The following is a 13,196-nucleotide window of genomic DNA, read 5'->3' as shown; positions in this document are numbered from 1 at the left end:
GCATAAAGACAGAGATCACAAGAAAAAAAATGCACTATTTGTGTTGACTCAAAAAACGAGCTGCACTATTGTTCAACCACGGCTCGCGATTTGCGGCCCCAAGCACCCCGCACCCCAAAAGCGGAAGACAGACGAAACTTTCAGCATCAAAACGGCCCCGCCCCGGCCGAACCCCTTTGAGGAGGAGACGAACGTGGACACAGCAAGCACCGTGAAACAGGACGCCGTCGATTACCGCACCGAGCCGTCGCGATACAAGCACTGGTCGCTCGCAGTGGACGGCGAAGTCGCCACCCTGACCCTGAACATCGATGAAGACGCCGGCATCCGCCCGGGGTACAAGCTGAAGCTGAACTCCTACGACCTCGGCGTCGACATCGAACTGCACGACGCGCTCCAGCGCATCCGCTTCGAGCACCCGTCGGTGCGCAGCGTGGTGTTCACTTCGGGCAAGCCGAAGATCTTCTGTTCCGGCGCCAACATCTACATGCTGGGCGTCTCCACCCACGCCTGGAAAGTGAACTTCTGCAAGTTCACCAACGAGACGCGCAACGGCATCGAGGATTCCAGCCAGTACTCCGGCCTCAAGTTCATCGCCGCGTGCAACGGCACCACTGCCGGCGGCGGCTACGAGCTGGCGCTGGCGTGCGACGAGATCGTGCTCATCGATGACCGCAACTCCGCAGTGTCGCTGCCCGAAGTGCCGCTGCTGGGCGTGCTGCCGGGCACCGGCGGGCTGACCCGGGTCACCGACAAGCGCAAGGTGCGCCGCGACCACGCCGACATCTTCTGCACCATCTCCGAAGGCGTGCGCGGCAAGCGCGCGGTGGAGTGGCGCCTGGTCGATGCCGTGGTCAAGCAGCAGCAGTTCGCCGAGCACATCGCCGAACGCGCGCAGGCGCTCGCCGCCGGCTCCGACCGCCCCGCCGGGGCGAAAGGAGTGGCCTTGCCGACCCTCGAGCGCAGCGTCGATGCCGCCGGCTATCACTATGAATTCGTCGATGCCGCGATCGACGCCGCCGCCCGCAGCGTGACCCTGACCGTGCGCGCCCCGGCCGCCGTCACCGCGACCACGGTCGCCGAAATCGAAGCCCAGGGCGCCGACTGGTGGCCGCTGAAGATGGCGCGCGAACTCGACGACGCGATCCTCAACCTGCGCACCAACCACCTCGACATCGGCCTGTGGCGGCTGCGTACCGAGGGCGATGCCGAAGTCGTGATGGACATCGACGCCACCCTCGTCGCCCACCGGCAGCACTGGTTCGTGCGCGAGACGATCGGCATGCTGCGCCGCACCCTGGCGCGCCTGGACGTGTCCTCGCGCAGCCTCTACGCGCTGATCGAGCCGGGCTCGTGCTTTGCCGGCACCCTGCTCGAGATCGCCCTTGCCGCCGACCGCAGCTACCTGCGCGACGACGAGGACGGCGCCAACCGCATCGGCCTCACAGCGATGAATTTCGGCCCCCTGCCGATGGTCAACGGCCTGTCGCGCATCGCCGCCCGCTTCTACCAGGAAGAGGGCCCGGTGGCGGCGGTGAAGGCACGCAAGGGCGAGCTGCTCAGCGCGGCCGAGGCGATGGCGCTGGGCCTGGTGACGGCGATCCCGGACGACCTCGACTGGGCCGACGAAGTGCGCATCGCCTGCGAGGAACGCGCCAGCCTGTCGCCCGATGCGCTCACCGGGCTGGAAGCGAACCTGCGTTTCGGCATCACCGAGACCATGAACACGCGCATCTTCGGCCGCCTGTCGGCGTGGCAGAACTGGATCTTCATCCGCCCCAACGCGGTCGGCGAGAACGGCGCGCTGAAGCTCTTCGGTTCGGGTAAGAAGGCGCAGTTCGACTGGAACCGGGTGTAAGCCGGATGTAACCCCCATGCCGGCCGTGATCTCCCCACCATGGCCGGCACATTCCCCATCGAGGAGTAGAGACATGATCAACTACAGCGAACGCATCCCGAACAACGTCAACCTGTCGGAGAACAAGACCCTGCAGCGCGCCCTGGAGCACTGGCAGCCGGCCTTCCTCAACTGGTGGCAGGACATGGGCCCGGAAGGCTCGACCAACTACGACGTCTATCTGCGCACTGCGGTCAGCGTCGACCCGACCGGCTGGGCGCATTTCGACCACGTCAAGATGCCCGATTACCGCTGGGGCATCTTCCTCGCCCCGCAGGAAGAGGGCAAGAAGATCCATTTCGGCGACCACAAGGGCGAAGACGTGTGGCAGGAAGTGCCGGGCGAATACCGCTCGACGCTGCGCCGCATCATCGTCACCCAAGGCGACACCGAGCCGGCCTCGGTCGAGCAGCAGCGCCACCTCGGCCTCACCGCGCCCTCGCTGTACGACCTGCGCAACCTGTTCCAGGTGAACGTCGAGGAAGGCCGCCACCTGTGGGCGATGGTCTACCTGCTGCACGCGCACTTCGGCCGCGACGGCCGCGAGGAAGGCGAGGCCCTGCTCGAGCGGCGCTCGGGCGACGAGGACAACCCGCGCATCCTCACCGCGTTCAACGAGAAGACCCCCGACTGGCTGTCGTTCTTCATGTTCACCTTCATCACCGACCGTGACGGCAAGTACCAGCTCGCCTCGCTCGCCGAATCGGCCTTCGACCCGCTCGCGCGCACCTGCAAGTTCATGCTCACCGAGGAAGCGCACCACCTGTTCGTCGGCGAATCCGGCATTGCCCGCGTGATCCAGCGCACTTGCGAAGTGATGCAGCAACTCAAGACCGACGACAAGGACAAGCTGCGCGCCGCCGGCGTCATCGACCTGCCGACGCTGCAGAAGTACCTGAACTTCCACTTCAGCGTCACCAGCGACCTGTACGGCAACGAAGTGTCGTCGAACGCCGCCACCTACTACACCACCGGGCTGAAAGGGCGCTTCGAGGAAACCAAGATCGCCGACGACCACAAGCTGCAGAACGCCGAATACGAAGTGATGGACGTCGCAGGCGACAAGATCCTCGCCCGCCATGTGGCAGCGCTGTCCGCGCTCAACGAGCGCCTGCGCGACGACTGGATCGCCGATGTGCAGGCCGGCATCGACCGCTGGAACCGCATCCCGGCCAAGTTCGGCTTCGACTTCCGCTTCACCCTGCCGCACAAGGGCTTCCACCGCGCGATCGGCATGTTCGCCGACGTCCATGTCAGCCCCGACGGCCGCCTGCTGTCCGAAGCCGAATGGACCCACCAGCACCTGAACTGGCTGCCCAGCGACGAGGACCGCCTGTACGTGCATTCGCTGATGGGCCGCTGCCTGGAGCCGGGCAAGTTCGCCAACTGGATCGCCCCCCCGGCGCGCGGCATCAACAACAAGCCGGTCGACTTCGACTACGTCCGCTTCAACTGAGCACGAACGGGGCCGCCCTCGCGCGGCGGCCCCGCTTCGCGCCGAAACGATCGACACGCCCGCGGCACTGCCTTCGCTGCCGCTCCACCCGCCAAGGAAGAGACCCGCCATGAACGCGCCCGCAGAGCACGCCACCATCGCCCGTCAGCACCTGATCGACCCCGAGGTCTGCATTCGCTGCAACACCTGCGAAGAAATGTGCCCGATCAACGCGATCACGCACGACGCCCGCAACTACGTGGTCAAGTTCGACGTCTGCAAGGGCTGCCTGGCCTGCATCTCGCCCTGTCCGACCGGCGCGATCGACTCCTGGCGCAATGTCGACGGCACCCGCCCATACACGATCGAAGAGCAGCTTTCCTGGGACGCGCTGCCCGACACCACCGAGTTCGACAATTTCGAGGCCACCCTGGGGGCCCTCAGTGGCGAGGAAACCCCGCCCGAAGTCCAGCAGATCACCGACGTCGCCACCGCCGGCCAGGGCGGGCCGGCACTGGCACCGTGGTCGGCGTCCCATCCCTACGTCAATCTGTACACGCCCGCCCGGCCGCTCACTGCCACGGTCTCCGGCAACTACCGGCTGACCGCGGAGGACGCCTCCAGCGACATCCACCACATCGTCCTCGATTTCGGTGCGACCCCCTTCCCGGTGCTCGAAGGCCAGTCGATCGGCATCATCCCGCCGGGCACCGACGCCAACGGCAAGCCCCACCTGCTGCGCATGTACTCGGTGGCCAGTCCGCGTGAAGGCGAGCGCCCGCACCACAACAACCTGTCGCTGACGGTCAAGCGCGTCACCGAAGATCACGACGGCCACCCCGCCCGCGGCATCGCCTCCAATTACGTGTGCGACCTGAAAAAGGGCGACAAGGTCCAGGTCACCGGCCCCTACGGTTCGACCTTCCTGATGCCCAACCACCCGGGTTCGTCGTTGCTGATGATCTGCACCGGCACCGGCTCGGCACCGATGCGGGCGATGACCGAACGCCGCCGCCGGCGCATGGAGCAGAAAGAAGGCGGCGAGTTGATGCTGTTCTTCGGTGCGCGCGCGCCCGGCGAACTGCCCTACTTCGGCCCGCTGAAAAAGCTCCCGGAAGACTTCATCGACATCAATTTCGCCTTCTCGCGCGTCCCCGACGAACCCAAGCGCTACGTCCAGGACCGCATCCGCGAGCGTGCCGACAAAGTGTTCCGCATGCTCACCGACGACAACGCGTTCATCTACATCTGCGGCCTGAAGGGCATGGAAGCCGGCGTCCTCGAAGCCTTCCGCGACATCTGCCGCGCCCACGGCGCGGACTGGGAAGCCCTGCGCCCGGAACTGCTGGCCAAGGGCCGTTTCCACGTCGAAACTTACTGACACACGCGACAAGCGCCGCGATCCCCCCGGCGCCACTCGCCCCGGCCGGCGCAAAAAAACGGCAGCCGCGACGGACACGACGCTGTCCCTCGCGGCTGCCGCCGCACCTGCGCCCGGCCCGGGCCCAGGTTCCTGCCGAAACCGCCCGCGCTCAGGCGCTGCGCAGCTTGAAGCGCTGGATCTTGCCGGTGGCGGTCTTGGGCAGATCGTCGACGAACTCGATCCAGCGCGGATACTTGTACGGCGCCAGCAGGTTCTTGACGTGGGCCTTGAGGTCGGTACGCAGCGCCTCGCCCGCACCGTAGCCGGGCTTGAGGACGATGAAGGCCTTCGGCTTGATCAGGTGGTCCTCGTCCTCCCAACCCACCACCGCGGCCTCGAGCACCGCTTCGTGTGCGATCAGCGCCGACTCGACCTCGATCGGCGACACGTAGATCCCGCTCACCTTGAGCATGTCATCGCTGCGCCCGGCGTACACGTAATACCCCTCTTCATTGACGAGGTACTTGTCGCCGCTGCGCGTCCATTCGCCCATGAAGGTGGCGGCGGTCTTTTCCGGGTTGTTCCAGTACATCACCGCCGAACTCGGGCCGCTGATCTGCAGCTCGCCCGCGACCCCGGCGGCGGTGACCTCGGCCCCTTCCTCGTCGATCAGCCGCAGCCGGTACCCCGGCACCGGCTTTCCGCTGGTGCCGTAATGCACGTCGCCGGCCCGGTTCGACAGGAAGATGTGCAGCATCTCGGTGGAGCCGATGCCGTCGAGGATGTCCACGCCGAAACGCGCCTGCCAGCGCCGGCCGACATCTTCGGGCAGGGCCTCACCGGCCGAAGTGCAGGCACGCAGGCGCAGTTCGCCCTCTTTCGGACAGTCCGGGTTCGCCAGCATGCTGGCGTAGAGCGTGGGCACGCCGTAGAAGATGTCCGGCTGGTGGCGGCGCAGGCGCTCGAACACCGCGGCCGGCGTCGGGCGCTCGGCCATCAGCACCGCGGTGGCCCCCGCCGCGAGCGGGAAGATCAGGCCGTTGCCCAGCCCATAGGCGAAGAACAGCTTCGCCGCCGAAAACACCACGTCGCCCTCGCGGATGCCGAGAATCGGGCGGGCATAGAGTTCGGCCGTATGGATCAGGTCGGAATGGATATGGACCGTGCCCTTGGGCGCGCCGGTGGAGCCGGAAGAGTAGAGCCAGAAGCAGTGGTCGTCGGGCCGCGTCGGCGCCGCCTCGAACTGCTCGGAGCCGGTCGCGAGCAGGGCCGCCAGGCTGTCCTCGCCGGCACCGCCGGCGACCACGAGGTGCTCGAGCGTCGGCACCTTGCCGAGCATCGGGGCGAACAGCGGCAGCAGTTCCTGCGACACCACGGCGACGCGGGCCGCGCTGTCGGTCAGCATGTATTCGTAATCGCTCTCGGTGAGCAGGGTGTTGATCGCGATCGGCACGACCCCGCCCTTGATCGCACCGAGGAAGGCGGTGGGAAAGTCGATGCCGTCGAGGACGCACACCAGCACGCGGTCCTTCGGCTGCAGCCCCAGCGTCGTACGCAGGGCGCTGGCGCAACGATTCACGCGCAGGGCCAGTTCGTCGTAAGTGTAGGAGCCGGCATCGTCGATGTAGACCGTCTTTCCTCCACGCCCGGCAAGCAGGTTGCGCCCGATCAGGTCATCGGCGGCGTTGTAGCGCTCCGGGATCTTGATGACGGGCGGCGTGGTGCTGTGATCGGCCACACTCAGAGTGTACATGCTGCTCTCCTTGACGATTTACGAAATGCAATAAAATGCATGATAACCAGCAAAATATGCAGCAGAATACACTCAGATGAAGCACTGTCAAGCAAGCGCCCTGCTCCAGAAAGGATTGAAATCCAACAATGCATGCGATATATAGCATGCCCGACAAAACAAGGCAGATGGGCCGATTTCCAGCCCCCCTCAGCCCTGCACTAAAATACAATTTATATTGACAGCTGTTTTTTTTAAGCATTATTGTTCATTGGCAGAATGAACAAAGGTGCACGAAGGATGCAAGCATGAGCACCCAGATCGACGACAGCCTGAATGCCACGCCCAATGACGGCGATACCCAGGTCGACACCCGCAGCGATGCCGAATTTCTCGGCGCGCTCGGCAAGCGCGTGCGCGAGATCCGCGACCGCCGCGGCATGACCCGCAAGCTGGTGGCGCGCGAAGCGAGCGTATCGGAGCGCCACCTCGCCCATCTCGAAGCCGGCGAAGGCAACGTCTCCATCGTCCTGCTGCGCCACATCAGCCGCGCCCTCGACGTGCCATTGATCGAGCTGCTCGCGGTGGAGACCGAAGACACCGTCGAACGCCGCCTGATCCGCCGCTTTCTCGAACGCCTGCCCCGGCACCGGCTGGAAGACGTGGTGTTCCGGCTGATGCGCGACTTCGGCCACGAGGAAGCCGCGCGCCGCAAGCGCATCGCCCTGATCGGCCTGCGCGGCGCAGGCAAGACCACGCTCGGCAAGCGCCTCGCAACCACACAAGGCGTCCCCTTCATCGAGCTCGACGGCGAGATCGAAAAGGAAACCGGCATGCCCTCGAGCGAGCTTTTCGCGCTCTACGGACAGACCGGTTACCGCCGCATCGAGCAGCGCACGCTCGAGCGCGTGATCCGCGACCACGACCGGGCGGTGATCTCGGCCGGCGGCGGCGTCGTGTCGCAACCCGAAACCTACGACATGCTGCTCTCCAACTGCCTGACGGTGTGGCTCAAGGCCCAACCCGAAGAGCACATGTCACGGGTCATGGCCCAGGGCGACCTGCGCCCGATGGCCGGCAACGACGAGGCGATGGAAGACCTCAAGCGCATCCTCAATGCCCGCGAGCCACTGTACGCACGGGCCGATACCGTGATCGACACTTCCGGCCTGACCATCGACGCCTGCTTCCAGAAATTGCGGGAAATCGTCACCACCTGACCCCCGACACCCTTCGCCCCGCCAGAGGAAGCGCACATCTTGAAAGCCGAAGTCATCCAGATCATCAAGGACGAGCATCTCGCGATCAGCGCCGTGCTCTACACCCTGCGCTATCTGGTACGGGAGATGCGCGCCGGCACGCCCCCGGACTTCACCCTGCTGAAGGCGATCCTCGACTACATCGTGTCCTACCCGGATCGCTGGCATCACCCCAAGGAAGACGAATTCCTCTTTGCCGCGATCAAGCGCCGCACCCACGAAGCCGACGCCCTGGTCACCCGGCTCGAACGCGAACACCAGCTCGGCTACCCGATGATCGAGCACCTGAAGGAAAAACTCATCGCTTTCCGCAACGGCGACGAAGGCGCCGACCAGGCCTTCTTCGACCTCGCCGAACGCTACGTCGGCTTCGAATGGGCCCACCTCCATGCCGAGGAAGACCTGCTCCTGCCGCTGGCCGAGCGCGTCCTCGCTGCAGAAGACTGGGCCACCATCGGCGCCGCCTTCCGCGCCCACGACAATCCGCTGTTCGGCATCAAGCCAGGCGAGGAAGCGCGCACCCTGTACCAGACCATCCTCCGCCTCGCCCCGGCACCGATCGGCTTCGGCCCGACCGCCCCCTCCTCTTCTTCGACCAGCCGCCCGTAACACTTCCGCCCCCGCTTCACCAAGTAGCAGCAGGCAGTGCGGCCGATGGTCGAGGAATGGATCCAGGATAGCCTCCGCCAAAGGCGCCGACGGCCGGAAGCTATACGTGGGTGCGGTCGCCCTTGTGAAGCACCACGCCGGGAGCAGGTGAGTCCGCCCCCGGATCCATCGTGGGGCGGAAGCGGAACGGGCAACGGTCGGCCTTGCCCCTCCCCCCGCCAAACGCTCTCCCGCCAGCCTGCGCTCACGCCTTCCGGGCCGATTTTCCGGCCTTCTTGCGACCGGAGAAGGGCTCGTCACCGGACACTTCCGCAGCCAGGACCGGGTCGATGATCATCGCGCTCAGCGCGTGCAGGACTTCCCGCAGCGTTTTCGGCAGCCCCCCGCGCTGGGTCTCGCTCAACCTCCCCAGCATGTGCGCCTCGAGCCTGGAGATGCGCACGTGAGCTTCCGCCAGCTGGGCACGTCCCGCAGCGGTCAGCCCGAGGCGGACGACCCGCCCGTGCCCGGGGTCGGGCTGGCGTGACACCCAGCCTCTGGCTTCCATGGTCTTCACCATTTCATTGGCCGATTGCGGCGAAACCAGGGAGCGTTCGGCAAGCTGCGCGTTGCTGATCTGCACCTGCCCCTCGAGGAAGGACAGCACCGTGTATTGGGCGACGCTCAATCCGAGTGGCGCCAGCGCATCGCGCATGCGGCGGCCCAGCGCGTGGTGGAGCCGTCCGATCAGGTAACAGACGCCCGCCGGGCGGCCCGCGCTGACGGGCAAGGCGCCGTCATCGTCGGGACTCATGCAATGTCCTCGATGTGTTCATGTCGCTGAAGCTCGTCAATTCTGCCGATATCGACCGATCATTTTACCCGCCTCCGCCGAAGGCTTTGCAACTTTCGCCCGAAGCGCTCCCAGCGCATAAAACCCTTGCTTTTTCATGGACACTCCATATCATTGATAATATCAGGATGCCTGATACAAAATAATCATAAAAATGATTTGATGCTGATTCATCGTTTTCGCAAACGCTAAATCAGCGGGGCTCCCCCGGGCCACCGGGCGATACATCGTCCGGCGCCCGCCCGGGCCGCCCCCGAAGAAGAAGCCGTTCGGCACACCAGGAGGAGGAAGACATGAAACTCGGCAAGCTGGCGCGTAGCCTCATGTTCGCTGCGCTCGTTCCCACGGTCACCCACGCCCAGGAGGTCATCCTGAAGGTCGCGCATTTCGCGCCGCCGACCTCTCCGGGCCACGTCAAATTCGTTGTCCCGTGGTGCGACAAGGTCGCCGCCGAGTCGGCGGGCCGGATCCGCTGCCAGCACTATCCGGCGATGCTGCTGGGCGGCACCGCCCCGCAGTTGCTGAGCCAGGTCCGGGACGGCGTCGCCGACGTCGTCTGGACGCTGCCGGGCTATACCCCGGGCAGGCTGCCGCTGACCGAAGTGTTCGAGCTGCCGTTCATCTGCACGGACCAGGAGAGCAGTTCGCGCGCGGTGTGGGATTTCGTCGAAAAGCACACGATGGGCGAATTCGCCGGTCTGAAGCCGATCGCCGTCTGGGTACCCGGCAGCTTCGCCATGCACCTTCGCGACAAGGAGCTGAAATCGCTCGCAGACCTGAAAGACCTCAAGATTCGCGGCTCATCGCGGCTGACCACCCGCCTGCTCGCTTCGCTCGGCGCCCAACCGGTCGGCATGCCGATGACGCAGATGGCGGAGAGCCTCTCGAAAGGCATCATCGAAGCCACCATGCTGCCGTGGGAGGTCGTCCCCTCGACCAAGGTTCATGAACTCACCAAGTACTCGGTCGAATTCGGCGGCGAGCACACGATGTCGACCACGGTCCAGATGTTCGTGATGAACCGGAAAAAATACGACAGCCTGCCGCCGGAGCTGAAGAAGGTCATCGACGACAACAGCGGCCGCGAAACTTCCGCCTGGATTTCCGCGCAGTTGAAAACCGCCGATGCCGCCGGCCTGCAAACCGTGATCGATCGCGGCAACACGGTCCACCGGCTTCCTGCCGAAGAAATGGCCAAGTGGCAGCAGGCGACACGCCCGGTCATCGAAGAGTGGATCGAGGAAGTCTCCGCCAAGGGTGCCGACGGCCGGAAGCTGTACGAGGACGCGGCCGCCCTCGTGAAGTACCACTCCGGGCGCAAGTAAGCCCGAACCCGCCACCCGGCGATGGCGCCGGCGCCGGGGCGGGAAGCATCCGCGCCGGGACCGGACACCTTTCCAGCACGACCGGCACCACCGCATCCGGCAGTGGTGCGCCGACGAATGTTCCCGGCCACGGGAGCAGGGGCACGGCTTCGTCCGCGCTCAATCATCATAAAAATATCCGAGGAGATGCAATGAGAATCGACTTTCCACACAAGCACCGCGCCAACGCAAAGCCGCTGGTCCTCGCCCTGGCTGCAGCCCTGGGTATCGGTGCCAGCCTGCCGGCCCAGGCCGAGAGCGAAATCGAGGCCTTGAAGCGCGAACTGGCCGAACAGCGTGCGTTGATCCAGCGCCTGCTCGCCCAGCAGGAAAGCCAGGACAAGGCCGTCACCCGGATCGAACAGAAAGTAGCCAGCGCGCCTGCCGCCGCGCCGGCCTCATCGATGCCCGGACTACCGAAGGGACTCTCGATCTACGGCATCCTCGACGGTGGCGTGGAACGCATCACCAACATCCAGGACGGCGCCAAGACCGGCAGCCTGACACGTGTGCCGGGCATCACCGGCACCATCGCCTCGCGCCTCGGCTTTCGCTTCAGCAAGGCGATCACGCCGGACGTCAATGCCATCGCCACCCTCGAGACCGGTTTCAACCTCGACAGCGGCACCCTGGGCCAGGGAGGGCGCCTCTTCGGCCGCCAGCTCTTCGCCGGCCTCGAAACCCCCTACGGTACTTTCTCGATCGGCCGCCAGTATTCGATGCTGATCTACGCCATGGATGCCGACCTGCTCGGCCCCAACATCTACGCCCTGGGCTCGCTCGATGCCTACCTGCCCAACGCACGCTACGACAACTCCCTGGCCTGGCGCGGCGCGTTCGGCAAGGTTTCGCTCGGTGCCACCTACAGCCTGGCGCGCGACACCTCCGGCGGTGCGCCGGCCTCCGGAACCTGTGCGGGCGAAAGCGCGGCGGCCGACAGCAACAGCTGCCGGGGCTGGTCGGCGATGCTGAAGTACACCGACGAGCGCTTCGGCCTCTCCGCCGCGATCGACGAGCAACGTGGCGGCAAGGGCGCCACTGCCTACTTCTTCAACGGCGCCGCCCCGATTGCCTTCGCCAATTCGAGCGACAGCGACCGCCGCATCCATCTCGGCGCGCACATGAAAATCGGCAGCGGCGGCAAGGTGGGCATCGGCTGGCTCGGGCGGGACCTCGACACCGCCGGCACCGATGTTTCCTCCGATGCCTACTTCGTCGAAGGGGCGTGGAACTTCGGCGCGAAGTGGATGCTCGACGGCGGCTACCACCGCATCACCAACGACGACCAGGACCGCGACGCCGAACTCTACGTCCTGCGTGGCTTCTACTTCGTCGACAAGGACTTCTCGCCCTACGCCCAGATCGCCCGCATCAACAACAGCTCGAAGGCGCAGTACGCGGCCTCCGTGGGCGCCGGCATCGCACCGCCGGCCGGCGGCTCGCAGACCGCGGCCATGGTGGGCATCCGCTACCGCTTCTGAGCCTCACCCTGCGGCGCCGGATCGCCGAGAAAGCTTTCCGGCACCGGCAGCGGCGTGTTCGGCACCGCCATGTCGCCGGGGCAGAGCTGCTCGGTGAAGCCGTCGAGCGAGCCCAGCGAGCGGCAGTCGCGGCGCGCCACCGGTTCGCTCGTCATGTAGGCCACCACCAGCCGGGTGAGCGCTTCGAGGGCGTCGCGGTGGGTGCGCTCCTGGGCGTGGGAAGCGTCGCCGCCGAAGCCGATCAGCGCGGTGCGGATGTCGTTGCCGGCCTCGACCGCGGCCGCCGAGTCCGAGCGGTAGTAGCGGAAGATGTCGCGCCGGTGGGGAATGCCGTGGGCGTGGGCGAGCGCGATCAGCTTGTGGGTGAGGTGGTAGTCGAAGGGGCCGGACATGTCCTGCATGCAGATCGTCGCCGCGTGCTCGGAAGTATTCTGGCCTTCGGCGGCGATCGAGATGTCCAGGCTCACCATTTCGGCGATCTCGCCGTGCAGCGCCGCCGACGCCCCCGAACCGATTTCCTCGGTGATGGTGAGCAGCGGATGGACATCGACCGGCAGCACCAGGCGGTGGTCGCGCACTGCCTTGCACGCGGTCAGCAGCGCCGCCACCGCGGCCTTGTCGTCGAGGTAGCGCGCATTGATGTAGCCGCCGGGCTGGATCTCGGGCTGAGGGTCGAAGGCGATCCAGTCGCCGACCTCGAGCCCGGCGGCAAGCAGGTCCTCGCGGCAGGTCGCGGGCAGGTCCACCCGCACCTCGACCTGCCCCCACCCTACCGGCTGGGCGTCGACCTCGTCGCCGAAGGCGTGGCCGGAGGTCTTCAGCGGCAGGCAGGTGCCGCGCACCTGGCCGTGGTCGGTGAACACCGTCAGCCGTCCGCCTTCGGCGAAGCGCGCCGACCAGTGGCCGATCGGCACGATCTCGAGGCGGCCGTTGGGTTTGAGCGCGCGCACCATCGCCCCGAGGGTGTCGAGGTGGGCGACCACCGCGCGTGCCGGCTGCGAGGCCTGGCCGCGCAGGGTGGCGCGGATCGCGCCGCGGCGGGTGATCTCGTAGGGAATGCCGAGCGCCTCGAGGCGGCCCGCGGTGTAGCGCACCGCGGCATCGGTGAGGCCGACCGGGCTGGGAATGGCGAGCAGCTGGAGCAGGGTTTCCTCGAGGTAGGCGTAATCGATCGCGGGAATGGCCAGATGGATGCCGGGGTCGTTCATGTCGTCGTCTCTCCTT

10 protein-coding genes are annotated in these 13,196 nt (G+C 66.1%); 7 read left to right on the top strand and 3 right to left on the bottom strand.

The window, feature by feature from the left end:
• Positions 1–193: 193 nt before the first annotated feature.
• The 3 genes from boxC to boxA all read left to right on the top strand — a co-directional run bounded on the left by boxC (position 194) and on the right by boxA (position 4,713).
• Positions 194–1,858: a 2,3-epoxybenzoyl-CoA dihydrolase gene (boxC, locus tag MXC99_RS06545; RefSeq protein WP_247724686.1), complete on the top strand. Its 1,665-nt coding sequence runs from the start codon at positions 194–196 to the stop codon at positions 1,856–1,858.
• A gap of 73 nt (positions 1,859–1,931) precedes the next feature.
• Positions 1,932–3,353, top strand: a complete 1,422-nt coding sequence (boxB, locus tag MXC99_RS06540; protein ID WP_247724685.1) for a benzoyl-CoA 2,3-epoxidase subunit BoxB — start codon at positions 1,932–1,934, stop codon at positions 3,351–3,353.
• Between the two features lie 109 nt (positions 3,354–3,462).
• Complete coding sequence (gene boxA, locus MXC99_RS06535) at positions 3,463–4,713, top strand: benzoyl-CoA 2,3-epoxidase subunit BoxA (RefSeq protein ID WP_247724684.1); 1,251 nt, start codon at positions 3,463–3,465, stop codon at positions 4,711–4,713.
• 151 nt (positions 4,714–4,864) lie between these two features.
• Here boxA and bclA read toward each other — a convergent pair whose 3' ends face one another.
• On the bottom strand, positions 4,865–6,448 hold the full coding sequence (gene bclA, locus MXC99_RS06530) for a benzoate--CoA ligase (RefSeq protein WP_247724683.1): 1,584 nt from the start codon (positions 6,446–6,448) through the stop codon (positions 4,865–4,867).
• A gap of 287 nt (positions 6,449–6,735) precedes the next feature.
• Between bclA and MXC99_RS06525 the strand changes: the two genes are divergently transcribed.
• Both MXC99_RS06525 and MXC99_RS06520 read left to right on the top strand, forming a co-directional pair.
• Positions 6,736–7,647 (top strand): helix-turn-helix transcriptional regulator, encoded by a 912-nt coding sequence (locus MXC99_RS06525; protein WP_247724682.1) that lies wholly within the window; start codon positions 6,736–6,738, stop codon positions 7,645–7,647.
• 39 nt (positions 7,648–7,686) lie between these two features.
• On the top strand, positions 7,687–8,295 hold the full coding sequence (locus MXC99_RS06520) for a hemerythrin domain-containing protein (protein ID WP_247724681.1): 609 nt from the start codon (positions 7,687–7,689) through the stop codon (positions 8,293–8,295).
• A 244-nt stretch (positions 8,296–8,539) separates the two neighbouring features.
• Here the strand turns inward: MXC99_RS06520 and MXC99_RS06515 are convergent, their stop codons facing one another.
• Positions 8,540–9,088 (bottom strand): MarR family winged helix-turn-helix transcriptional regulator, encoded by a 549-nt coding sequence (locus MXC99_RS06515; RefSeq protein WP_247724680.1) that lies wholly within the window; start codon positions 9,086–9,088, stop codon positions 8,540–8,542.
• A gap of 332 nt (positions 9,089–9,420) precedes the next feature.
• Between MXC99_RS06515 and MXC99_RS06510 the strand changes: the two genes are divergently transcribed.
• Positions 9,421–10,452: a TRAP transporter substrate-binding protein gene (locus MXC99_RS06510; RefSeq protein WP_247724679.1), complete on the top strand. Its 1,032-nt coding sequence runs from the start codon at positions 9,421–9,423 to the stop codon at positions 10,450–10,452.
• 191 nt (positions 10,453–10,643) lie between these two features.
• Positions 10,644–11,972: a porin gene (locus MXC99_RS06505; protein ID WP_247724678.1), complete on the top strand. Its 1,329-nt coding sequence runs from the start codon at positions 10,644–10,646 to the stop codon at positions 11,970–11,972.
• On the opposite strand, the gene MXC99_RS06500 is transcribed toward MXC99_RS06505, so the two are convergent.
• The gene (locus MXC99_RS06500) at positions 11,960–13,180 is read right to left on the bottom strand and encodes an osmoprotectant NAGGN system M42 family peptidase (protein ID WP_247724677.1); all 1,221 of its coding nucleotides are present in this window, start codon (positions 13,178–13,180) and stop codon (positions 11,960–11,962) included. The genes MXC99_RS06505 and MXC99_RS06500 overlap by 13 nt on opposite strands.
• Between the last annotated feature and the right edge of the window lie 16 nt (positions 13,181–13,196).

Origin of the sequence: Thauera aromatica (genome assembly GCF_023093595.1) — a bacterium.
GTDB classification, from domain to species: Bacteria; Pseudomonadota; Gammaproteobacteria; order Burkholderiales; family Rhodocyclaceae; genus Thauera; species Thauera aromatica_A.
This window is presented reverse-complemented; position numbering and strand designations above follow the sequence as displayed.

Excerpts from the sequence above, each read along its gene's own strand:
- boxB (WP_247724685.1), top strand. The coding sequence starts at position 1,932 with ATGATCAACTACAGCGAACGCATCCCGAACAACGTCAACCTGTCGGAG.
- MXC99_RS06500 (WP_247724677.1), bottom strand. The coding sequence starts at position 13,180 with ATGAACGACCCCGGCATCCATCTGGCCATTCCCGCGATCGATTACGCC.
- MXC99_RS06525 (WP_247724682.1), top strand. The coding sequence starts at position 6,736 with ATGAGCACCCAGATCGACGACAGCCTGAATGCCACGCCCAATGACGGC.
- MXC99_RS06505 (WP_247724678.1), top strand. The coding sequence starts at position 10,644 with ATGAGAATCGACTTTCCACACAAGCACCGCGCCAACGCAAAGCCGCTG.
- MXC99_RS06510 (WP_247724679.1), top strand. The coding sequence starts at position 9,421 with ATGAAACTCGGCAAGCTGGCGCGTAGCCTCATGTTCGCTGCGCTCGTT.
- boxA (WP_247724684.1), top strand. The coding sequence starts at position 3,463 with ATGAACGCGCCCGCAGAGCACGCCACCATCGCCCGTCAGCACCTGATC.
- bclA (WP_247724683.1), bottom strand. The coding sequence starts at position 6,448 with ATGTACACTCTGAGTGTGGCCGATCACAGCACCACGCCGCCCGTCATC.
- MXC99_RS06515 (WP_247724680.1), bottom strand. The coding sequence starts at position 9,088 with ATGAGTCCCGACGATGACGGCGCCTTGCCCGTCAGCGCGGGCCGCCCG.